This window comes from Aminobacter sp. MDW-2, from assembly GCF_014250155.1.
In the GTDB taxonomy this organism is placed as follows: Bacteria; Pseudomonadota; Alphaproteobacteria; order Rhizobiales; family Rhizobiaceae; genus Aminobacter; species Aminobacter ciceronei.
On sequence record NZ_CP060198.1, the window covers coordinates 435,215 to 456,744 of the forward strand.

A 21,530-nucleotide genomic window follows, 5' to 3' on the forward strand; every position below is an offset into this window, starting at 1 on the left:
CTGAACGGCAGCATGGGACAATCATGAGCAGTCCGGAGAGGTCTGTCAAACATTATATATAATTCTTGCCATGAGCCACCATGATATATAATTTTTACAGAGACGGGGACGGATAGCGATGCAGGATGACGAGCACTCGACCAAGACGGAAGCAGCCTACCGGCTGCTGCGCCGCGACATCCTGACCACCCGGCTGATGCCGGGTGCACCCCTCAAGCTGAGCGCGCTGCGCACGTCCTACGGCGTCGGCTGGACGCCGCTGCGCGAGGCACTGTCGCGGCTCGAGGCCGAGCGGCTGGTGACGGCGATATCCAATCGCGGCTTCACTGTGGCTTCCGTTTCGCGCCAGGAGCTGGAAGATCTGGCGCGAGCCAGGATGGTGGTCGAGCTGCCGCTTCTATTGGAATCGATCGAGAAGGGAGGCAGCGACTGGGAAGCGGCTGTCGTTACCGCGCATTACCGCCTGTCGCGCTGCAAGACCGCAGTCGAGGATCCTTCCGACGCCTCCGTCGATGATTGGGACGAAAAGCACGAAGCGTTCCACTCGGCGCTGTTGAGCGCCGCAACCTCGAACTGGCTGTTGCGATTCCGTTCGACGATCTCCGACCAGCTCCGGCGCCATCACAGGTTCCTCGGACTAGCACCGACCCTGCGGGCGGCCGCCGGCCAGAAGCAAGGCTATGAAGAGGCAATGGCAGCACTTGGCGAGGCGCAGTCGATCGGACCGCACACCGCCCTCATGGAGGCAGCGCTCGATCGCGACCTCGAAAAGGCCAAGGCGCTGATGATCGACCACATCGGCTACACGCTGCACGTCTATGTCCACACCGAGGACTACAGCGGCAGCAGACACGCCGCCCGCGCCGGCAGCCTCAGAACGCCGTCGGCAGCCGAATGACCGCCCCCTATCGCCCGTCGCTTGACGAAATCAGCGCCGCCCGCGCCCGGATCTCATCTCATGTTCCGCGAACGCCGCTGGTCCGACTAGATCTCGACCTGCCCGACCGGCAGATCTTCCTCAAGCTCGAAACGCTTTCTCCGATTGGCGCGTTTAAGCTTCGGCCGGCGCTGAACGCCCTTCTGTCACGCGACCGCGAGACGCTCGCCCGGGGTGTCGCCACCACGAGCTCCGGCAACATGGCCTATGGCATGGCCTGGGCTGCCAACCGGCTTGGCGTGCCGATGGCCGCCTACATGTATTCGGGGGCACCACAGACCAAGATCGATGGCGTGCGCCGCCTCGGCGGCGAGGTCCGGTTCATCTCCATGGAAACATGGTGGCAATACATCATCGGCGCCGACCGACCCGATTTCCCCGAGCTCCTGATCAACCCGGTGACGGACCAGGCGGTGCTGTCAGGCAATGGCTCCATCGGCATGGAGATCGTCGAGGACCTGCCCGAGGTCGACGTCGTGCTGACGCCTTATGGCGGCGGCTCGATGACCACGGGCGTGGCGAGCGCCGTCAAGGCCTTGCGACCCGAGGCAAAAGTCTTCGCCGTCGAGGACGAGAACGCCGCCCCTGTGACGGCGGCGCTTGCGGCCGGCCGCATCGTCGACATCGAGACGCGCCCTTCCTTCATCAAGAGCATCGGCGGCCCGTCGCTTGTGCCGCAGCTGTGGCCCGTCGCGCGCGAGCTGATCGACGGCGCGTTGTCAGTCAGCCTGATGCAGGTCACCGAGGCTATGCGGCTGCTGTTCGCCAAGTCCAAGGTCGTCGCCGAGGGCGCGGGGGCAGCTTCGCTGGCTGCGGCGCTGACGAGCCAACATGCCAGGGGCAACATCGTCTGCGTGATCTCTGGCGGCAACGTCGACGCCGCCGCTTATTCGGCGGTGCTTGCCGGCGACATTCCTGCCCCTTGAACCTTTCAAGCTTGTACTATCGCGCGAAACGGCACTACAACTGCCCGAGAGGATAGCCGGCGCACCGGCCGCGGCGAGGAAAGACCCTGACACAGATGGAAGAGCGCAAGGATACAGCCGGCGCCGAAGGCTGGGTGGATGGCGAGACCAAGGTGCTTGAAGCGCCTGCGGATCACGGCACCGAGCTTCGCCTTTGGCTGCGCCTTTTGACCTGCTCGACGCTGGTTGAAACAGAAGTGCGCCGCCGCCTGCGCGAAGAGTTCGATTCCACCCTGCCCCGCTTCGACCTGATGGCACAGCTCGAACGAGCCCAGGACGGCATGGTGCTGGGCGAAGTGTCCAAGCGCATGATGGTATCGCCCGGCAACATCACCGTCCTGGTCGAGCGTCTGGCCGAGAGCGGCCACATCAGCCGCACCACCTCGGCCACCGACCGCCGCGTCCAGATCATCGCGCTGACGCCCTTCGGCCGCGCCGAATTCGAGAAGATGGCCGCAGCCCATGCCGACTGGATCGGCGACCTGTTCGGCACTCTGTCGGCCAAGGACGGCGGCATCCTGCTCGACGAACTCGGCAAGCTGAAGCGCTCCATCGTCGCGTCGCTGGCCAAGGGCAGCTAAGCGCTGCGTCACTCGCCTCAAGAATGCGCTAAGCCCGAAACCGGGCCCGGTAGTCGCTCGGCGTCAGCCCGACGATGCGAGCAAAGACTTTTCGGAAAGCACCAGGATCGCCATAGCCGACCTCCCAGGCCACCTTGTCGACCGTCTGCGTGGTGAATTGCAGCAGCTCGCGCGCCTTGCCGACACGCAGGCGCTGGCCATATTCGGTTGTGGTGAGCCCGGTCGCCTTCTGGAAGCGGCGCAGGAAGGTGCGTTCCTCAAGGCCGGCCATTGACGCCAGCACGGCCAGGTTCAGTTCCTTGCCTTCGCCCGCCTGCAGCCAATGCTGCACCTTGAGGATGGCGGCGTCGCCATGGCTGAGTCGCGGCGCAAACGCGCTGTAGTAGCGCTGCTCGCGCCCGGGAGGGTCGAGCGCCAGGATGCGGGCCGTCTCGATCATCACGGTCGGCCCAAGGAAGCGGTCGACCAGCCGAAGGCCCAGGTCGGTCCAGGCCATCAGGCTGCCGGCAGTGATGATGTCACCGTCATCGATGAGCAGCCTGTCGGTGTCGAGCCTGGCCTCGGGGAAACGCGACCGGAACGCCTCGTCATAGACCCAGTTCGTCGTCACCACCCGCCCGGCCAGCAACCCGGTCTCGCCGAGCACGAAGGCGCCGGCACAGACGGACGCCAGCACGCTGCCAGCACCATGGCGCTGGCGCAGCCAGCCGGCGAGCGACGCGATAGTCTCTCGCGAAATCGGATCGCCGAGCGCCGGCGGCACGACATAGACCTCAGCTACGCCTGAAGCGTCGGGATGGGTGTCGAACACCCGCTGAGGCGCATGCTCCGCCTGGTCCGCGCGCCAGTGGCTGACGCGCAGCTGGTTCGGCGCTGCACCGCGGCTCTTGCGTGCGGCGGTGCGGTTGGCGAGCTCGAACAGGTCGGTCATGCCAAGCACCGCCGACATCTGCGCGCCGGGGTACAACACCAGCCCGATCTCGATGACGCCAGCTTTTGCCATTTGTCGAAATCACCCCTTGTTATGTCGATATCGCCAATGGGTCGGCACCATAATCCATTGCATCCTGCAGGCAATATCCTTCCCAACAGCAAAGGCATCAGGGACATGAGCAAACGCGCGGTGATCGCCATCGACATCCAGAACGAATATTTCCCGGGCGGGAACATGCCGCTCGTCGGCATCGAACAGGCAACTGAAAACGCCGCCCGCATCATCGCGGCGGCGCGTGCCAAGGGCGACACCGTCATCCACGTCCGCCATCTCTCGAAGGCCGCCGACGCTCCGATCTTTGCGCCCGGCACGCCGGGCATCGAGATCAACGCCACCGTCGCCCCGGCCGACGGCGAGAAGGTCATCACCAAGAACTTCGTCAATTCATTCCGCGAGACCGACCTCAAGGCGACACTCGACGCCAAGGGCATTGAGGAAGTCGTCATCGTCGGCGCGATGAGCCACATGTGCGTCGAAGGCGCCACCCGTGCTGCGGCCGACTTCGGCTACAAGACATCGGTCGTCCACGATGCCTGCGCCACGCGCGATCTCGAGTTCAACGGCAAGACGGTGCCAGCCGCCCAGGTCCACGACGCCGTCATGGCAGCGATCGCCTTCGGCTATGGCGAACTCGTGGATACCACGACGTACCTGTCGCGCTAGTACATTCAGGCCTTCTGGCCCCGGTCGCGCGCTCGCCGACCGGGGCCTTTTTGCGTTCACTTCCAAAATAACTTTAAGCTTGAAGTTTTTTTTGAAAGCGTCCATGGTGCCTCCATGGTCAGGGTCGGGCACGCATGTCCACTTGACCGAACGGCTTCAGGAGGAGGACGGCATGCGCATTGTCTGTATCGGTGGCGGACCGGCCGGTCTCTATTTTGCCCTGCTGATGAAGAAGCAGCACCCCGAGCATCAGGTTACCGTCGTCGAGCGCAACCGTCCCTTCGACACCTTCGGCTGGGGTGTGGTCTTCTCCGACGCCACCATGCAGTCGATGCGCCAGTGGGACCCGGCTACCGCCGAGACCATCGAGGACGCCTTCAACCACTGGGATGACATCGAGCTGGTGTTCAAGGGTCGCAAGATCCGCACCACCGGCCACGGCTTCGTCGGCATCGGCCGCAAAAAGATGCTGAACATCCTGCAGGAGCGCTGCATCGAGCTCGGCGTAGAGCTGGTGTTCGAGACCGACGTGCAGGGCGACCATGACTTCCCCGAAGCCGACCTCATCATCTCGTCGGATGGCGTGAACTCGCGCATCCGGCACAAATATGCCGACATCTTCAAGCCCGACATGGTGATGCGGCCGAACCGCTACATCTGGCTCGGCACCGACAAGCGCTTCGACGCCTTCACCTTCGACTTCCAGCGCACCGAGCACGGCTGGTTCCAGGCGCACATCTATCGTTTCGACGACAACACCTCGACCTTCATCGTCGAAACCACCGACGAAGTGTTCAAGGCGCATGGCATCGACGAGATGGACCAGGATCAGTCGATCGCGTTTTGCGAGAAGCTGTTTGCCGGGACGCTCGAAGGCCACAAGCTGATGACCAATGCGCGCCATCTGCGCGGCTCGGCCTGGCTGAATTTCGGCCGCCTGATCTGCGACAAGTGGAGCCACTTCAATGGCCAAAGCCACGTCGTCCTGATGGGCGACAGTGCCCATACCGCGCATTTCGCCATCGGCTCCGGCACGAAGCTCGCCATCGACGACGCCATCGAGCTGACCCGCCAGTTCGACCTCATCGGCCACGACAAGGCCAGCATCCCGGCCGTGCTCGAAGCCTATGAAGAAGTACGCCGCGTCGACGTCGCCCGCATCCAGAATGCGGCACGCAACGCCATGGAGTGGTTCGAAGTGGTGGGCACCCGTTATGCCGACACGCTCGAACCCGAGCAATTCATGTATTCGATGCTGACCCGCTCGCAGCGCATCAGCCATGAGAATTTGCGCCTGCGCGACAAGCACTGGTTGGAAGGTTTCGAGCGCTGGTTCGCCGAGCGCGCCGGCGTGTCGCCTGCCCCCAACGGCTCGGTACCGCCGCCGATGTTCACGCCGTTTTCGATCCGCGGGCTGACGCTGAAGAACCGCATCGTGATGTCGCCGATGGCGATGTATTCGGCCACCGACGGCCTGCCCGACGACTTCCACCTCGTCCATATCGGCGCCCGCGCCATGGGTGGTGCAGCACTCGTCTTCCCGGAGATGACCTGCGTGTCGCCAGACGCGCGCATCACGCCCGGCTGCCTCGGCTTGTGGAACGACGAGCAGGCGAAAGCCTTCAAGCGCATGGTCGACTTCGTCCACCAGCAGACGCCGGCGAAAATCGGCATCCAGATCGGCCATGCCGGCCGCAAGGGCGCGACCAAGGTTGCCTGGGAAGGCATCGACCAGCCGGTGACCTCAGGCGGCTGGCCGCTGATCTCGGCCTCCGCCCTGCCTTATCTCAAGCACTCCGACATGCCGCGCGCCATGACCCGCGAGGATATGGATCGCGTTCTGGCCGATTTCGTCAGTGCCACGGAGCGGGCCCGCGACCTCGGCTTCGACATCCTCGAACTGCATGCCGCCCACGGCTACCTGCTGTCCTCCTTCCTGTCGCCACTGACCAACCTGCGCGACGACGAATATGGCGGCAACCACGAGAACCGCGCCCGCTATCCGCTCGAAGTGTTCCGCGCCATTCGTGCCGTCTGGCCTGAGGACAAGCCGATCTCGGTGCGTCTCTCCACCCATGACTGGTACGAAGGCGGCAACACGCCTGAAGACGCGGCGATCTTCGCAAGGATGTTCAAGGACGCCGGCGCCGACATGATCGACTGCTCGTCGGGCCAGGTGGTCAAGGAAGAGCAGCCAGTCTATGGCCGCCTGTTCCAGACGCCCTTCTCCGACAAGATTCGCAACGAGATCCAGGTGCCGACAATTGCCGTGGGTGCGATCTCGGAAGCCGATCACGCCAACTCGATCATCGCCGCCGGCCGCGCCGATCTCTGCGCCGTCGCCCGCCCGCACCTCGCCGACCCGTCTTTCGTCATGCATGAGGCGGCAAAGATCGGCTATGCCGAACAGGCCTGGCCAAAGCAGTATCATTCGGCCCGTGCCCAATATGTGAACAACCTCGCCCGCGCCGCGGCGGCTGCTCCCACGGGCAAGGCATGAGCATGGCCAAGCGTCACGCCCTGGTCACCGGCGCCGGCAGCGGCATCGGCCGCGCCATCGCACTGGCGCTCGCCGCCGACGGCCACGGCGTCAGCCTGTGCGGACGGCGTGCCGCGCCGCTCGAGGCGGTGCGCGACGAGATCGCCAAGATCGGCGGCGAGGCCTTCGTCCTTGATGGCTTCGACGTCACTGAAGCGCATTCGGTCGAGGCAGGCATCGCCAAGGCGATTGCGCATGCAGGCGACATCGCCGTTTTGGTCAACTGCGCCGGCGAAGCGCCGTCGGCACCGTTCGACAAAACCGACCTGGCATTGTGGAACCGGGTGATGGGCATCAACCTCACCGGCACGTTCCTGGTCACACAGGCAGCGCTTGCTTCGGTCAAGCGCGCCGGCAAGGGCCGCATCGTCAATGTCGCCAGCACCGCCGGCCTGACCGGCTATGCCTATGTCTCAGCCTATTGCGCCTCAAAGCATGGCGTGGTCGGCATGACGCGCGCGCTGGCTCTTGAGCTTGCCCGCACCGACGTCACCGTCAACGCGGTTTGCCCCGGCTTCACCGACACGCCGCTGCTCGACGGCGCCGTGGAAACCATCACCGGCAAGACCGGGCGTTCGGCCGAAGAGGCACGCGCCACGCTCGCCCGCGTCAATCCGCAAGGGCGGCTGGTGACGCCAGAGGAAGTGGCCGACACCGTGCTCTGGCTCGCCTCGGAAAAGGCAACCGCAATCACAGGCCAGGCGATCCCGGTCGCCGGCGGCGAAGTTCTGGGAGGATGACCATGACCAACCCGATGCAGGACAAGAAGCATCCCTTCCAGGGCCACAAGGCTCAGCACTTCAAGTTCGAGACCGATGCCGACGGCAAGGTCGCGACGATCACGCTGAACCGCCCAGAGAAGAAGAACCCGCTGACCTTCGAGAGCTACGAGGAACTCGGCAACCTGTTCCGCGCCCTGCACCGGGCCAGCGACGTGCGCGCCATCGTCATCACGGGTGCCGAGAACAACTTCTGCTCGGGCGGCGACGTCTTCGAGATCATCGAGCCGCTGACCCGCATGCCGATGCATGACCTGCTCGACTTCACCCGCCTCACCGGCGATCTGGTGCGCCAGATGCGCGCCTGCCCGCAACCGATCATCTCCGCCGTCGACGGCATCTGCGCTGGCGCCGGTGCGATCATCGCCATGTCGTCCGACTACCGCGTCGCAACCCCGGAGGCGAAGACCGCCTTCCTGTTCACCCGCGTCGGCCTGGCCGGCGCCGACATGGGCGCCTGCGGCATCCTTCCGCGCATCATCGGCCAGGGCCGCGCCGCCGAACTTCTGTTCACCGGTCGCGTCATGACCTCGACCGAGGGCCATGCCTGGGGCTTCTACAATGCGCTGCATGAGCGTGGCGCACTGCTCGCCGAGGCGCAGAAATTCGCCCGCAACCTGGCCGACGGCCCCTGGTTTGCGCATGCCATGACCAAGAAGATGCTCGACCAGGAATGGGCGATGGGCATCGACCAGCTGATCGAATCCGAAGCGCAGGCCCAGGCGATCTGCATGGCGACCGGCGACTTTCGCCGCGCCTTCGAGGCTTTCGCCGCCAAAGCCAAGCCCGAATTCAAGGGGAACTGAGCCATGGCCGCGCATTTGATGCCGACCAGTGCGCCAACCCGCGACCACCTCGACTGGCCGTTCTTCGCCGACCCCCACCGCGCGTTGGCGGCTGAACTCGACGCCTTCATCGCCAGCGGCGGGCTGGGCGAGATCGACCATGGCAATGCCGACGGCGCCTGCAAGAAGCTGGTGGCGGCGCTTGGTCAGGCGGGTATCCTGCGCCACTGCGTGCCGGCGGCCTTCGGCGGCGCGTCGGACGTGATCGACAGCCGCTCGCTCTGCCTGATCCGCGAGACACTGGCCTATGCCGACGGTCTCGCCGACTTCGCCTTTGCCATGCAGGGACTGGGCACCGGCGCGATCAGCCTGTCCGGTACGGACGAACTCAAGCAGGCCATCTTGCCTAAGATTGCCCGAGGCGAACTGATCTCGGCCTTCGCCCTGACCGAGCCAGAGGCCGGCTCCGACGTTGCCGCCATGAGTACCAGCGCCCGCCGTGATGGCGACACCTATGTGCTCGACGGCGAGAAGGTCTTCATCTCCAATGGCGGCATCGCCGACGTCTACACCGTCTTTGCCCGCACCGGCGAGGCGCCCGGCACGCGCGGTATCTCGGCCTTCGTCGTCTATGCCGACACGCCGGGCTTTTCGATCGCCGAGCGCATCGAGACGATCGCCCCGCATCCCCTGGCACGCGTCAGGTTCGACGATTGCCGCATCCCGGCATCCCAGCTGTTGGGCGAACCGGGCGAAGGCTTCAAGATTGCCATGCGCACGCTCGACATTTTCCGGCCGTCAGTGGCTGCCGCAGCCCTCGGCTTTGCCCGCCGCGCCCTCGACGAAGCCGTAGCGCACGCCAGGTCCCGCAAGATGTTCGGGGCGACGCTGGCCGACCTGCCGACCGCTCAGAGCACGCTGGGCGAGATGGCGACTGCCATCGACGCAGCCTCGCTCTTGACCGTGCGTACTGCCTGGCGGCGCGACGTGCAAAAGCTGCCGATCACCCGCGAGGCCGCCATGGCCAAGATGACGGCGACCGAGAACGCCCAATGGGTCATCGACCAGGCACTGCAGCTGTTCGGCGGCCGCGGCGTGCGTGTCGGCGAGATCACCGAGCGCCTCTATCGCGAGATCCGTGCGCTGCGCATCTACGAAGGCGCCACCGAAGTGCAGAAGCTGATCATCGGCCGCGAGCTGATGAAGGCCTCGAGGTAGGAGAGCTGACGTGCCCTTCCGTACCTCAAGACCGCTGCGTTTCGGAGACTGCGATCCCTCCGGAATCGCCTACTTTCCGTCTTACCTGAACATCCTCGTCGGTGTTTTGGAGGAGTTCTTCGGCGATGCCGGTGCGCCGTGGAAAGACCTGATCGCCGAACGGCGCATCGGCACGCCGACGGTGCGACTGGACCTCACCTTTGCCCATCCGGGCTTCCATGGCGACACGCTCGACTTCGAGCTGTTCGTCCGCCGCATCGGCCGCTCCTCGCTCGATCTCGAGCACAAGGTTTCGGCCGCCGGCACGCTGCTCTGGAGCGCCCGCCACAGCGTGGTCGCCACTTCGCTCGATACCCACAAATCGCTTGCCTGGCCGGATGACCTCCGCGCCGCGCTCGAAAGCCGCCTGGAGACTTGAGATGCATGAGATCCTGCAACCCGAAGGGTGGGCCAAGCCCATCGGTTATGCCAACGGCATCGCCGCGAGCGGCCGCACCATCTTCGTCGGCGGCCAGATCGGCTGGAACGCGCAGTGCCAGTTCGAGACCGACGACTTCGTCGGCCAGGTGCGCCAGACGCTGGAAAACGTCGTCGCCGTGCTGAAGGCCGGCGGCGCCGAGCCGCACCACATCACCACGATGACCTGGTACTTCACCGACAAGAAGGAATACACCGAGAACCTGCGCGGCCTCGGCCAGGCCTATCGCGACGTGATCGGCCGCCACTTCCCCGCCATGGCCGCCATGCAGGTGGTGGCGCTGGTCGAGGACCGCGCAAAGATCGAGATCCAGGCCACCGCGGTCATCCCGGCATAGCCATGAGCGCGACGCGGTTTTCGGAGAGCGTTTCGGGCAGCATCCGTGACGGCGTGCTCGTCGTCATCATCGCCAATGCGCCCGTCAACGCCACCTCGGCGCATGTCCGGCAGGGGCTGGTCAAGGCACTCGACCATGCGTCAGCCGTTGGCACCGTCATCGGCGTCGTCATCACCGGCGCCGGCCGCACCTTTGTCGGCGGCGCCGACATCAGGGAGTTCGGCAAGCCACCGGTCGAGCCGACGCTTCCCGAGGTCATGCAGCGCATCGAGAATTGCAGCAAGCCGGTGGTTGCTTCCGTCAATGGTGCTGCCCTCGGCGGCGGCTGCGAGATCGCGCTTGCCTGCCATGGGCGCGTTGCCGGCGAGGCGGCGAGTTTCGGTTTGCCCGAGGTCAAGCTCGGCATCGTGCCGGGCGCCGGCGGCACCCAGCGCCTGCCGCGCCTCATCGGCACCGTCGCGGCAATCGACCTGATCGGCAGCGGCCGCACAGTCAGGCCTGATGAAGCCATCAAGCTCGGCCTTGTCGACGGCGTCGCAGCCGATCATCTCGCGGCAGCCGTCGGCCTTATCCATCAACTCGCCGGTCAGTCCCAAAGGCGCACGGGCTTGCTCGATGTCCCGATCGCCGAATTGGCCGCCGTCGAGGCGGCGTCAAAAAAGATCCTGTCCAGATCACGCGGCCAATCGGCACCTGCCGAGGCCGTTCGTCTTGTCCGGCTGGCTTCGGAAAGGACTTTCCGGGACGGTCTCGCGGAGGAGCGCGCCACCTTCCTGCGCCTGCGGGATTCCAATGAGGCGGCAGCCCTGCGCCATGTCTTCTTCGCCGAGCGGCAAGCCGGCAAGGTCGACAAGCTTGAGGGCATTGCCCCACGCAGGATCGAGACGGTCGGCATCGTCGGTACCGGTCTGATGGGCGCCGGCATCGCGGTCGCAGCGTTGACAGCTGGCTACCGCGTCGTCGGCATCGAGCAGACCGAAGACGCCGCCACCAAAGGGCGCGAGCGCATCGCCGGCATTCTCGACAAGGCGGTCCAGTCAGGGCGCCTTGCGGCGACAGTTCGCGACGGATGCCTTGCGCGGCTGGCCGTGGCTGCGAACATCGGCGAACTCGCCGCAGCAGACCTCGTCATCGAGGCGGTGTTCGACGATCTCGCGGTCAAGACCGAGCTGTTCCAGCGCCTCGACGGCATCGTCAGGCCGGATGCGATCCTCGCAACCAACACCAGCTACCTGAACCCCGACGAGATCGCGGCGGCGACTGCTCACCCCGGGCGCGTGGTCGGCCTGCACTTCTTTTCGCCGGCCAACATCATGCGCCTGGTCGAGGTCGTCGACTGCAAGGCAACCGCGCCCGACGTGCTCGCTTCCGCATTGGCCTTCGCCAGGAAACTCGGCAAGCTGCCGGTGGTCTCAGGCGTAACCGAAGGCTTCATCGGCAACCGCATCTTCTCGGCCTATCGCCGCGAGGCGGAGTTCATGGTCGAGGACGGTGCAGCCCCCGAAGAGGTCGACGCAGCACTCGAAGCCTTTGGCTTTCCGATGGGCATCTTCACCGTCTACGACATGGCCGGGCTGGAGATCGCCTGGGCGCGACGCAAGCGGCAGGCGGCAACGCGCGATCCAAACGCGCGTTATGTCGAGATCGCCGACAAGCTTTGCGAAGCCGGCCGTTTCGGTCGCAAGACAGGCAAGGGCTGGTACGACTATGCGTCAGGCGAAAAGGCCGTCGATCCAGAGGTCACTGCGCTGATCGCCGCCGCACGCGCGGCCAAGGACATCTCGTCCCGCCGCTTTACGGTCGACGAGATCGTCGACCGGTTGCTGCGCGCCATGGCCGACGAAGGCGCTGCCTTGCTCACCGAGGGCATCGCCGCGCGATCGAGCGACATCGATCTGGTGATGATCAATGGCTACGGTTTTCCGGCGCACAAGGGCGGGCCGATGTTTGCAGCCGAAACGCACAAGGACATCACACCATGACCGAAGCATACATCGTAGGCGGCGTCCGCACCCCGATCGGCCGTTATGGCGGCGCGCTTGCCTCTGTGCGCCCTGATGATCTCGCCGCTCACGCCATTCGCGAAGCGCTGGCGCGGCACCCTGGCATCCCCGCCGACCAGATCGATGAGGTCGTGCTCGGCTGCGCAAACCAGGCCGGCGAAGACAACCGCAATGTCGCCCGCATGGCTGCCCTGCTTGCGGGCCTGCCGGTATCGGTGTCCGGAACGACGATCAATCGCCTCTGCGGCTCCGGCCTCGACGCGGTTGGTTATGCAGCACGCGCCATCAAGCTCGAAGAAGCTGACATCATCATTGCCGGCGGCGTCGAAAGCATGTCGCGCGCGCCCTTTGTCATGCCCAAGGCTTCAAGCGCATTCCAGCGCAGCACCGAGATCTTCGACACCACCATCGGCTGGCGTTTCGTCAATTCGTTGATGGAAAGACAATACGGCATCGATTCCATGCCTGAAACGGCCGAGAACGTCGCCGCCGAGTTTTCCATTTCACGCGAGGATCAGGATCACTTCGCCCTGCGCAGCCAGGCTCGTGCCGCCGCAGCGCAGAAGAGCGGCCGTTTTGCCCGCGAAATCGCTCCTGTCACCATCAAGGGCCGCAAGGGCGAAGCGACCGTCGTCGAGCACGACGAGCATCCGCGCGAAACGACGATCGAAAAGCTTGCGGGCCTTTCGGCACCCTTCAGAGATGGCGGCACGGTGACCGCCGGCAACGCGTCGGGCGTCAATGACGGGGCCGCAGCCGTCATCATCGCATCGGCACGCGCCGTCGAACGCCACGGTCTCAAGCCGCTTGCCAAAATCGATGGCATGGCGACCGCAGGCGTTGCCCCGCGCATCATGGGCATCGGCCCCGTCGCCTCGACGCAAAAGCTTCTGGACCGCGCCGGCCTTGTCATATCAGACATCGATATAATCGAACTCAACGAAGCCTTCGCCGCGCAGTCGCTGGCATGCATGCGCCAGCTCGGCCTTGCCGACGACGCGGGCCACGTCAATCCGAACGGCGGCGCCATCGCGCTTGGCCACCCGCTCGGCATGTCGGGCGCACGTCTGGCACTGACCGCAGCACTGGAACTCGACCTGCGTGGCGCAAGACGCGCGCTGGCCACCATGTGCATCGGTGTCGGCCAGGGCATCTCGCTTTTGATTAGCCGGCCGTAGCAGGCGGCGCGCCTCGTTCGTAACCGTCAGCCAGCAGCCCTGCGCAGCGGCTGGCGCAGGATCGCCGAACCTCCCGCCGCCTGGACGGCAAGGCTGCCATAAGTGATGCCGGCGGCAAGGCAGGCTTGCTCGGACTGACCCGAAAGCCATGCGTCGATGAAGCCTGCATTGAAGGCATCGCCCGCGCCCGTCGTATCGACGACAGGGACCTCTTCGGCCCGGCGGTGCAGCAACTGGGCAGCGGCCTTCAACCACGCGCCCTCGCCGCCCGCTTTCAGGGCCACGATCGGGAAGTCCCTGGACAGGATCTCGATTGCCGCGATCGGATCGTTCTCCTGCGTAATGGCGGTGGCCTCTTCCATGTTGGGCAGGAAGATATCAACGCCGGCGCAGCGATCGAGCAGTTCGGCTTCGTAGATCAGCGTCTCGTCCCAGCTCGGATCGAGCGAGACGGTCAGCCCCCTGGCCTTGGCGCGGCTGACCAGATCGGGGATCTCGTGCAGCGTGGCATATTCGGCGATGTGCAGATGGCCGGCGTCGCTCCAGTCGAGTGCGGCGTCAAGCGTCGCCGGCAGCGCGGTCCCAGCACGCCGCGACAGGAAGGCGCGGTCGTTGCCGATCACCGAGGCGACGGTAACCTGCGGCCCGGCACCGGGCGAATGCTCGACGAAGCGCAGGTCGACATTGCTGGCACCGAGCTCAGCCTCGATCCCTGTCGACAGCGCGTCCGTGCCAAGGCGCGCCACCAGAGCGACTTGACGCCCGGCATGGGCCATGTGGGCGGCCGCAATGAACGCGCCGCCGCCGGCAGCCATCTTCATGTCCTGCGCAAACACCTCGCGCCCCGGCTCGGGCAGCGCAGCCAGGCCGGTGAAAATCAGGTCACAGTAAATCCGCCCGATGCTAAGCACCGCCGGACGCTTTGCATTTTCCGATGTCATTGCCGGCCCAGGCTCTTCTCGGTCTTGGCGTCGAAGAGATAGAGGCTGCCCGGCGCCGCGCGGCAGGTCAGCGTGCTGCCCGTCGCGGGGATGAACTTGCTCGGCGCAGTGGCAATCACGGCACTGCCGTCGACATCGAGATGCACCAGCGTCTCCGGTCCGAGCGGCTCGACCGCCGTCACCGTTCCGGTGAGCTCCAGACCGCCGTCCGACTTCTCGACGGCTGCAGTCAGTTCGTGCGGGCGCACACCAATCAGGATGTCGCCGCCGGCAGCGGGCTCGATGCCCTTGCCGTTCTTGCGGCCCGGCACCAGGTTCATCGACGGACTGCCGATGAAGCGCGCGGTGAAGACATCGACCGGGTTTTCGTAGAGATCGGTCGGCGTGCCCACCTGCAGGATGTGGCCGTCCTTCATGACGACGATGCGGTCGGCCATGGTCATCGCCTCGACCTGGTCGTGGGTGACATAGACCGTGGTCGTCTTGAGCTTCTGGTGCAGGCGCTTGATCTCGATGCGCATCTGGGCGCGCAGCTGGGCGTCGAGGTTGGACAAGGGCTCGTCGAACAGGAAGGCCGAAGGATTACGCACCATGGCGCGGCCGATGGCGACGCGCTGGCGCTGACCGCCCGAAAGAGCCGCCGGACGGCGGTCGAGATATTTCTCAAGGCCGAGGATCTTGCCCGCCTCTTCGATGCGCTGGTCCTTCTCGGCCTTGGACAGCTTCGAGGTGTAGAGACCGAAGCCGATATTCTGGCGCACGGTCAGGTGCGGGTAGATGGCGTAGTTCTGGAACACCATGGCGATGTTGCGCTGCTTGGGGTCACGCTCGTTGACCACCTCGCCGCCGATCTTCAGCGTGCCGCCGGAGATGTCCTCGAGCCCGGCGATCATGCGCAAGGTCGTCGACTTGCCGCAGCCCGAAGGCCCAACGAAGACCACGAATTCGCCGTCGGCGATTTCAAGGTCGATACCCTGGACGACGTCCACCTTGCCGTAGCGCTTGACCAGCTTTTCAAGTTCGATCGTCGCCATCAGAGCGCCCCCGCCAGTGCCTTGAATTTCTCACCGAGTTCTTTTGCGGCTTTCGCCTCGTGCCCGGCATGTTCCTGTGCGACGGCTTCCAATGCCGCTGCCTTCTTCCTGTAGACGCCGATCGCCTCGGCCATCGCCGCCGGTGCCGGGCCGCCGAAACGGTCGCGCACGGCAACGAAATGTTCGGGCGAGACGATCTCTTCGAACTTGTCACGGCCGAAGCTCGGTTCGCGTCCGGTCGAATGCCTGAAGGCTTCGAGGAACGGCGCGTAGCCATCCTTGGCAAGCCCGCCGCCAGCCGCGACCACTGCCTTGGCGACCGTCGCCGCGATCTCGTGCGCCTCGCGGAAGGACAGGCCCTCGATGCGGACGAGCGAGTCGGCAAGTTCGGTGATGGTGATGCACGAGCGGCGGATGTTTTCAGCCACACGCTCCGGATCTATGCGGATCGCGCCGACGAAGGCGGCGAGCAGGTCGAGCACGCGGGAGGCAGCGGTAAACGCCTCGTAGCCCATCGACTGCGTTTCACCTTCGCTGTCGTTCATGTCGGTGAACGGCGTGTTGTGGATGACACCGAGTACGGTGCGGGCGCGGCCCATCGTCTGGCTGGCGAGCAGCCGCATATGCTCGATCGGCACCGGGTTGCGCTTCTGCGGCATGATCGAGGAGATCTGCACGAATGCGTTCGGCACGTAGACTTGTCCGACCTCGAAGCTGGTCCAGAACTGGAAGTCCTGGATCAGGCGGCCGAGATGCAGGAACATCAGCTCGATCGCCGAATAGGTCGAGGTGATGTAGTCGGATGCCGCGATGCAGCTGTAGGAATTGCGCAAGGGTGCGGCAAAGCCGAGCAGATCGGCGACGCGCTGCCGGTCGATCGGGAAACCCGACGTGGTGATGGCGGCGGCCCCCATCGGCGACAGGTCGACGATCTTGCGCGCCTCTTCGAAGCGCTCGATGTCACGGAGCAGCACCTCGATGGCAGCCGACAGGTAATGCCCGAATGTCGAAGGCTGCGCCGGCTGGCCGTGCGTGTAGGCAACGATCAGTGTCGCCTTTTCACGCTCGGCCGCGTCGATCATCGCGGCCAGCAGATGTCGCGCCTTGACCATCAGCGCATCGATGCGCTGCTTGAGCCCTAGCTTGAACAGCGTGTGATCGATGTCGTTGCGCGAGCGCGAGGTGTGCAGGCGTCCGGCGACATCAGCGCCGAGGCGGGCCTTCAGTTCCTTTTCGATAAGGAAGAAGAAGTCCTCGACCTCGCCGGCATAGACCAGCTTCTCAGGATCGACTTCACGGTCGATGGCTTCGAGAGCGCCGGCGATCGCCGACGCCTGCTTGGCATCAAGAATACCGGTCTCGGTCAGCATTACCAGATGCGCCCGGTCGATGGCGCGGAAGCCGTCGACATGGTGTGTCTTGGCGCCGTCGAAAAGCGGCCGAAGCACCGTCTCCTTGTAGACGGGATCGGGGAAGACGCTCTTGTCGGAGAGCCTCGGGTTCAGTTCAGACATTTTCTATCCCTTGAGCCCGGCGAGCATGACGCCGCGGACGATGTAGCGCTGGAGCACGAGGAAAACGATCAGCGTCGGCAGGGTGGCGATCGCAGCACCCGTCATGATCATTTCCCACTGGATGGACTGTTCGACCGCGAAGCTCGATAGGCCGACCGGCAAGGTGTAGAGCTCCTTGCTGGTGGTCACGATCAGCGGCCAGAAGAACGCCGTCCAGTTGCCGAGGAAGGTGAAGATGGCGAGCGCGGACAGAGCCGGTGTCACCAGCGGCATCGCCACTTTCCAGAAGATCTGGAACTCGTTCAGGCCATCGACGCGGGCTGCTTCGAGGAAATCGTTGGGCACGCCTTCGAAGAACTGCTTCATCAGGAAGGTGCCGAAGGCCGTCATCATGCCGGGAAACATGATGCCCCAATAGCTGTCCAGCCAGCCGAGATTGGCCGACATCAGGTACCACGGGATGACGAGCATCTCGGTCGGGATCATCAGCGTCGACAGGATGGCCAGGAAGATGAAGTAGCGGCCGCGGAACTCGAACTTGGCCAGCGTGTAGCCGACCAGGCTGTCGAAGAAGACGTTCGACAGCGTCACCATGACGGCAACGAACATCGAGTTGAAGAACCAGCGCATGAAGCGCCCGTCGGCCAGGATCGCGACGTAGTTGGCGAAGGTTGGCGCTGCCGGAATGAGCCTGAGGTCATAGACCTGACCGGCCGTCTTGAATGACGTCGAGAACATGAAGGCCAGCGGCGTCACCATGATCAGGCCGCCGATGAACAATAGCGTCCAGGCGAGGATGCGGCCGGGCTTGACGTTGGCGTGGGACAGCGCCGGCGTTTGGGTGACGGCACTCATTTCTTTTCCCTCAGGATCCAGAGCTGCAACAGCGATACGAACAGCAGGATGGTGAACAGCACCACCGTCTGGGCCGCCGCATATCCCATCGCGTAGGACGAAAACGCCGTCTGGTAGATCATCAGCACCAGCGGCTTGGTCGAGCCGAGCGGGCCGCCCGGGTCGTTGGTGGTCATGTTGTAGACCTGGTCGAAAATGCGCAGGAAGCCGATCGACGAGAACACGACGAGAAACACGGTTGTCGGCTTGAGCAGCGGCAGCGTGATCTTGCGCAGGATTGCCCATTCGCCGAGGCCGTCGATCCGCGCCGCCTCGTAGAAGGTGTTGGGGATCGACCGCAGGCCGGCCATGAAGATGATGATCTGGAAGCCGAGGCCGGCCCAGATCGCCGTCAGCATGATCGACGGCAAGGCCTGGTCGACCGAGCGGATGAACGGCTGCTGGGGGATGCCGAGCGTGCCGAGCGCATTGTTGATCACGCCGATCGGTGCCGGCTGGTAGAACCAGCGCCACACCCAGGCCATCGCGGCAGCCGTGGTCAAATAGGGCAGGAAATAGAGACCGCGGATCAACCCGTGCATGAAACGCACGCGATCGAGATGGTAGGCAATGACGAATGACAGCAACAGGCTGATCGGCGTGCCGACGAGCAGATAGGCAAAGGTGTTCTTGAACACCTTCCAGAACTGCGGGTCTGCGAACAGCTTCTCGTAGTTGGCCAGGCCGATGAACTGCGGCGGCTTCAAAAGGTCCCAGTTGGTCAGCGAAAGCCAGAAGGCTTCGATGGTCGGGTAGAAGCGGATCACCGAATAGAACAGGATCGGCAGAGCGAGGAAACTCCACACCCACACCAGCCGCTTCGTCCGCATGGAACGGCGTTCCCAGAAGGTCGCGCCGGGGCGGCTCAGCGCCGCCCCCTGTTGATCCGCTGTCACAGACATCAAGCCTTCGCCTTACTTCGGGGCTGCTGCGTCGATGATCGCCTGCTCGGCCGCTGCGGCCTGTGCGAGCGAATCCTTCACCGACTGGCCTTCGAGCAGCACGCGGTTGGCCATGTCGATGGTGGTCTGGCGCTGGGCTGCCTCATCAACGAACATGGTGGTGCGGGCGTATTCGAGACCCTTGAGGAACGGGCCGTAGACCGGATCGGCTAGATTGGCTTCGGTCATGGCAGCCGAACGGCGTGCCGGCAGCTCGCCGACCGTCTTCAGCCAGACGTCCATCGCCTCGGGCGAGGAGATGTAGGCCAGGAACTTCTTCGAGGCTTCGAGCTTCTCGCCGCTGGTCGTCGCCGAGATGCCGTTGGCGAAGTAGCTGGCATAGTTGGAACGGGTGCCGTCGGCATTTGCCGGCAGTTCGGTCACGCCCCACTCGAAGCCTTCGATCGACTTGAAGGCGCCGAGACGGAAGGTGCCGTCGATGGTCATCGCCGCCATGCCGGCACGGAAGGCCGCCTGGCCTTCGTCCATGAAGCCGGCCTGGCCGATCTTCTTCTCGGTCTGCAGGTCGGTGTAGAACTTCAGCGCCTTTTCACCCGCTTCGGTGTTGTAGGCCACCTTGCGGTCTCCGTCGGTGTAGGGCTGGCCGCCGAACTGGCGCACCAGCACTTCTCGCCACCACTGGTGATCCTGGCCGGCCATGTCGAGGGTCGAGCCGGCGACGATCAGATTGCCGGCGGCGTCACGCTTGGTCGCCTTCTCGGCGGCGGCAACGAACTCGTCGAGCGTCTTGGGCGGGTTCGCCGGGTCGAGGCCGGCTTCGGTGAACAGCTTCTTGTTGTAGAACAGCGCCAGCGAACGCACGGCGGTCGGCAGGCCGTAATAATCCTCGCCGCGCTTCATGGCGCTGACGATCGGGAAAAATTCGCTTTCGATCTTGTCGTGCGGGAACGCATCGGTCGGCAGCGGCTGCAGCAGGCCGCCGGCAACGAACTTGTCGAGCCAGCCGTAGAACAGCTGCATCACGTCGGGGCCCTGGCCGCCCATCTTCGCAGCGATGACGCGCGTCTGGTAGTCGGCATAGGGGAAGGTCGTCTGCTTGACGGTGATGTCAGGATTGGCCTTCTCGAAGTTCTCGATCAGCTGGTCCATCGCCTTGACGCGCGAGTCGAAGACATACTGCCAATATTCGATCTCGACGGCCTGCGCCGCGTTCATAGCCAGTGTGCTGAAACCAGCAATCAGACCGGCAAACAAGGTTGCTCTACGCATATTAGCCTCCAAATGCGCCCATCGGATATCCCGAACCACGGGCGACCATTATCCCCTTGGCCCGATTTTTCTCGCAGTCGAGAAACGGGCCACTCGCTTAAATTCATGGGCCATCGAACGCGGGCGGAACACGCCCGACAAAACTGACACCAAGGAGCTGCGGATCCTCCCCGCACACTCCCTCTACGGTTCCCTTTCATCAGCCGTTTGTCAATAAGATAATCTACTTGAATTAATCTATTGCAGCTAACGTCGCTTCCGCGTTATCAATTTTGCAACCGAGGTCAGGATGGGCGAAATGGCATTTCAGCCGGGCAGCACGCATCAGGTCACATTGGGCAACAACCCCGAGCGCAGCCGCGACCATAACCGTCGCGTGGTGCTCGACGTCGTGCGCCGGAACGGCGCCCTGGGGCGCATGCATATTGCCCGGCTGACGCACCTGACAGCGCAAGCCATCGCCAACATCGTCGACGAGCTGGTCAGCGAAAACCTGTTGATGGAGACCGGGCGCCTGCGTTCGGGCCGTGGCCAGCCGCCGATCCAGTTCGCCGTCAACCCCGACGGCGCCATGACCATGGGCATCGAGATGGCCTCCGACCACATGGTGTCGACAGTGCTCGACCTGTCGGGCCAGCCGCGTTCCAGGCGAATCATGCCGGTCAGCGACACCAGCCCGAGCCAGGTCATCGCGCATCTGCGCGCCGAGCTCGATGCGGTCAGGTCGACGTTCAAGTCGCGGCTGCTCGGCATCGGCGTGGTGATGCCCGGCCCGTTCGAGATCGAAGGCATGACCTCGGTCGGCCCGACGACGCTGCCGGGCTGGGCAAACATCGATGCGGCAAGCCTGCTCAGCGAAGCCTGCGGGGAGCCGGTGACGGTGGAAAACGACGCCAACGCCGCGGCCGTCGGCGAACGCTTCTTCGGTGCTGGCCACACCATCTCCAGCTTCTGCATGGTCTATTTCGGCGCCGGCCTTGGCCTTGGCATGATCCAGGACGGCACTCCGTTCCGTGGCGCCTTCGGCAATGCCGGCGAAATCGGCCACGTCGTCGTCGTTCCCAGAGGCAGGGCTTGCCCATGCGGCCAGCACGGCTGCCTCGAGCGCTACGCCTCGGTCCATGCGCTGCGCGAAAAGCTGTGCGAGGCAGGCATCCCCGACTGCGACTTCGCCGACTTCTCCGAACTCCATGCCAAGCGCCATCCGGTGCTGCTGGCGTGGATGGAGGAGACCGCGACCTATCTCGCGCCGATGATCGCGATGATCGAAAACATCCTCGACCCCGAAACGGTGATCCTTGGCGGCGTGTTGCCGGACGCGATCATCGACGAGCTGATCGAGCGGATGGGACCGTTGCCCATTTCCGTCGCCAGCCGACGGACCCGCGCCCTGCCCCGCGTCATGCGCGGCCAGACCGGGCAATACACGGCGGCACTCGGTGCCGCCGCGCTGCCGCTGTTCGAGGTGGTCACGCCCAAGCTCGAAACCGCCGCCACAACGACCACCGAATAGCAGACT

20 protein-coding genes are annotated in these 21,530 nt (G+C 64.5%); 13 read left to right on the forward strand and 7 right to left on the reverse strand.

What is annotated here, in order from left to right:
• The first annotated feature begins 118 nt into the window (after positions 1–118).
• From H5P29_RS30695 to H5P29_RS30705, 3 genes are all read left to right on the forward strand, one after another.
• Positions 119–898 (forward strand): GntR family transcriptional regulator, encoded by a 780-nt coding sequence (locus tag H5P29_RS30695; RefSeq protein WP_115734650.1) that lies wholly within the window; start codon positions 119–121, stop codon positions 896–898.
• Positions 895–1,863 (forward strand): pyridoxal-phosphate dependent enzyme, encoded by a 969-nt coding sequence (locus H5P29_RS30700; protein WP_154384307.1) that lies wholly within the window; start codon positions 895–897, stop codon positions 1,861–1,863. Before H5P29_RS30695 ends, H5P29_RS30700 begins: the two co-directional genes overlap by 4 nt.
• 95 nt (positions 1,864–1,958) lie before the next feature.
• Positions 1,959–2,483, forward strand: coding sequence for a MarR family winged helix-turn-helix transcriptional regulator (locus tag H5P29_RS30705; protein WP_154384306.1), 525 nt, complete (start codon positions 1,959–1,961; stop codon positions 2,481–2,483).
• Between the two features lie 28 nt (positions 2,484–2,511).
• Here H5P29_RS30705 and H5P29_RS30710 read toward each other — a convergent pair whose 3' ends face one another.
• Positions 2,512–3,486 carry a GlxA family transcriptional regulator gene (locus H5P29_RS30710; RefSeq protein ID WP_182574330.1) on the reverse strand — a complete coding sequence of 325 codons (975 nt, stop codon included), beginning with the start codon at positions 3,484–3,486 and terminating at the stop codon, positions 2,512–2,514.
• A gap of 105 nt (positions 3,487–3,591) precedes the next feature.
• Between H5P29_RS30710 and H5P29_RS30715 the strand changes: the two genes are divergently transcribed.
• The 9 genes from H5P29_RS30715 (at position 3,592) to pcaF (ending at position 13,457) form a co-directional block, all read left to right on the forward strand.
• Positions 3,592–4,140 carry a cysteine hydrolase family protein gene (locus tag H5P29_RS30715; protein WP_154384305.1) on the forward strand — a complete coding sequence of 183 codons (549 nt, stop codon included), beginning with the start codon at positions 3,592–3,594 and terminating at the stop codon, positions 4,138–4,140.
• 172 nt (positions 4,141–4,312) lie between these two features.
• Positions 4,313–6,640, forward strand: a complete 2,328-nt coding sequence (locus H5P29_RS30720) for a bifunctional salicylyl-CoA 5-hydroxylase/oxidoreductase (RefSeq protein WP_154384304.1) — start codon at positions 4,313–4,315, stop codon at positions 6,638–6,640.
• Between the two features lie 2 nt (positions 6,641–6,642).
• A complete protein-coding gene (locus tag H5P29_RS30725) occupies positions 6,643–7,419 on the forward strand; it encodes an SDR family NAD(P)-dependent oxidoreductase (RefSeq protein ID WP_083948825.1) in 777 nt (258 codons plus the stop codon).
• On the forward strand, positions 7,416–8,264 hold the full coding sequence (locus H5P29_RS30730) for an enoyl-CoA hydratase family protein (protein WP_067967731.1): 849 nt from the start codon (positions 7,416–7,418) through the stop codon (positions 8,262–8,264). The genes H5P29_RS30725 and H5P29_RS30730 overlap by 4 nt, the downstream gene beginning before the upstream one ends.
• Before the next feature lie 3 nt (positions 8,265–8,267).
• The gene (locus tag H5P29_RS30735) at positions 8,268–9,461 is read left to right on the forward strand and encodes an acyl-CoA dehydrogenase family protein (protein WP_154384303.1); all 1,194 of its coding nucleotides are present in this window, start codon (positions 8,268–8,270) and stop codon (positions 9,459–9,461) included.
• Positions 9,462–9,471: 10 nt separating this feature from the next.
• A complete protein-coding gene (locus tag H5P29_RS30740) occupies positions 9,472–9,879 on the forward strand; it encodes a thioesterase family protein (protein ID WP_067967728.1) in 408 nt (135 codons plus the stop codon).
• 1 nt (position 9,880) lies between these two features.
• Positions 9,881–10,276, forward strand: a complete 396-nt coding sequence (locus H5P29_RS30745) for a RidA family protein (RefSeq protein ID WP_067967726.1) — start codon at positions 9,881–9,883, stop codon at positions 10,274–10,276.
• 2 nt (positions 10,277–10,278) lie between these two features.
• Positions 10,279–12,258: a 3-hydroxyacyl-CoA dehydrogenase NAD-binding domain-containing protein gene (locus tag H5P29_RS30750; protein WP_154384302.1), complete on the forward strand. Its 1,980-nt coding sequence runs from the start codon at positions 10,279–10,281 to the stop codon at positions 12,256–12,258.
• A complete protein-coding gene (gene pcaF, locus H5P29_RS30755) occupies positions 12,255–13,457 on the forward strand; it encodes a 3-oxoadipyl-CoA thiolase (RefSeq protein WP_154384301.1) in 1,203 nt (400 codons plus the stop codon). Before H5P29_RS30750 ends, pcaF begins: the two co-directional genes overlap by 4 nt.
• Before the next feature lie 26 nt (positions 13,458–13,483).
• Here the strand turns inward: pcaF and H5P29_RS30760 are convergent, their stop codons facing one another.
• Genes H5P29_RS30760 through H5P29_RS30785 form a run of 6 tightly spaced genes read right to left on the reverse strand, consistent with a single transcriptional unit; the run spans position 13,484 to position 20,011 of the window.
• Positions 13,484–14,398 (reverse strand): carbohydrate kinase family protein, encoded by a 915-nt coding sequence (locus H5P29_RS30760; RefSeq protein WP_067967718.1) that lies wholly within the window; start codon positions 14,396–14,398, stop codon positions 13,484–13,486.
• Positions 14,395–15,432 (reverse strand): ABC transporter ATP-binding protein, encoded by a 1,038-nt coding sequence (locus H5P29_RS30765; protein ID WP_154384300.1) that lies wholly within the window; start codon positions 15,430–15,432, stop codon positions 14,395–14,397. The genes H5P29_RS30760 and H5P29_RS30765 overlap by 4 nt, the downstream gene beginning before the upstream one ends.
• A complete protein-coding gene (gene argH / locus H5P29_RS30770) occupies positions 15,432–16,946 on the reverse strand; it encodes an argininosuccinate lyase (protein WP_154384299.1) in 1,515 nt (504 codons plus the stop codon). The genes H5P29_RS30765 and argH overlap by 1 nt, the downstream gene beginning before the upstream one ends.
• 3 nt (positions 16,947–16,949) lie before the next feature.
• Complete coding sequence (locus H5P29_RS30775) at positions 16,950–17,801, reverse strand: carbohydrate ABC transporter permease (protein ID WP_154384298.1); 852 nt, start codon at positions 17,799–17,801, stop codon at positions 16,950–16,952.
• A complete protein-coding gene (locus H5P29_RS30780; RefSeq protein ID WP_067968462.1) occupies positions 17,798–18,736 on the reverse strand; it encodes a carbohydrate ABC transporter permease in 939 nt (312 codons plus the stop codon). The genes H5P29_RS30775 and H5P29_RS30780 overlap by 4 nt, the downstream gene beginning before the upstream one ends.
• 18 nt (positions 18,737–18,754) lie before the next feature.
• Positions 18,755–20,011, reverse strand: a complete 1,257-nt coding sequence (locus H5P29_RS30785) for an extracellular solute-binding protein (RefSeq protein WP_067967706.1) — start codon at positions 20,009–20,011, stop codon at positions 18,755–18,757.
• A 298-nt stretch (positions 20,012–20,309) separates the two neighbouring features.
• On the opposite strand from H5P29_RS30785, the gene H5P29_RS30790 reads away from it, so the two are divergent.
• The gene (locus tag H5P29_RS30790; protein ID WP_371818663.1) at positions 20,310–21,524 is read left to right on the forward strand and encodes an ROK family protein; all 1,215 of its coding nucleotides are present in this window, start codon (positions 20,310–20,312) and stop codon (positions 21,522–21,524) included.
• Positions 21,525–21,530 lie beyond the last annotated feature (6 nt).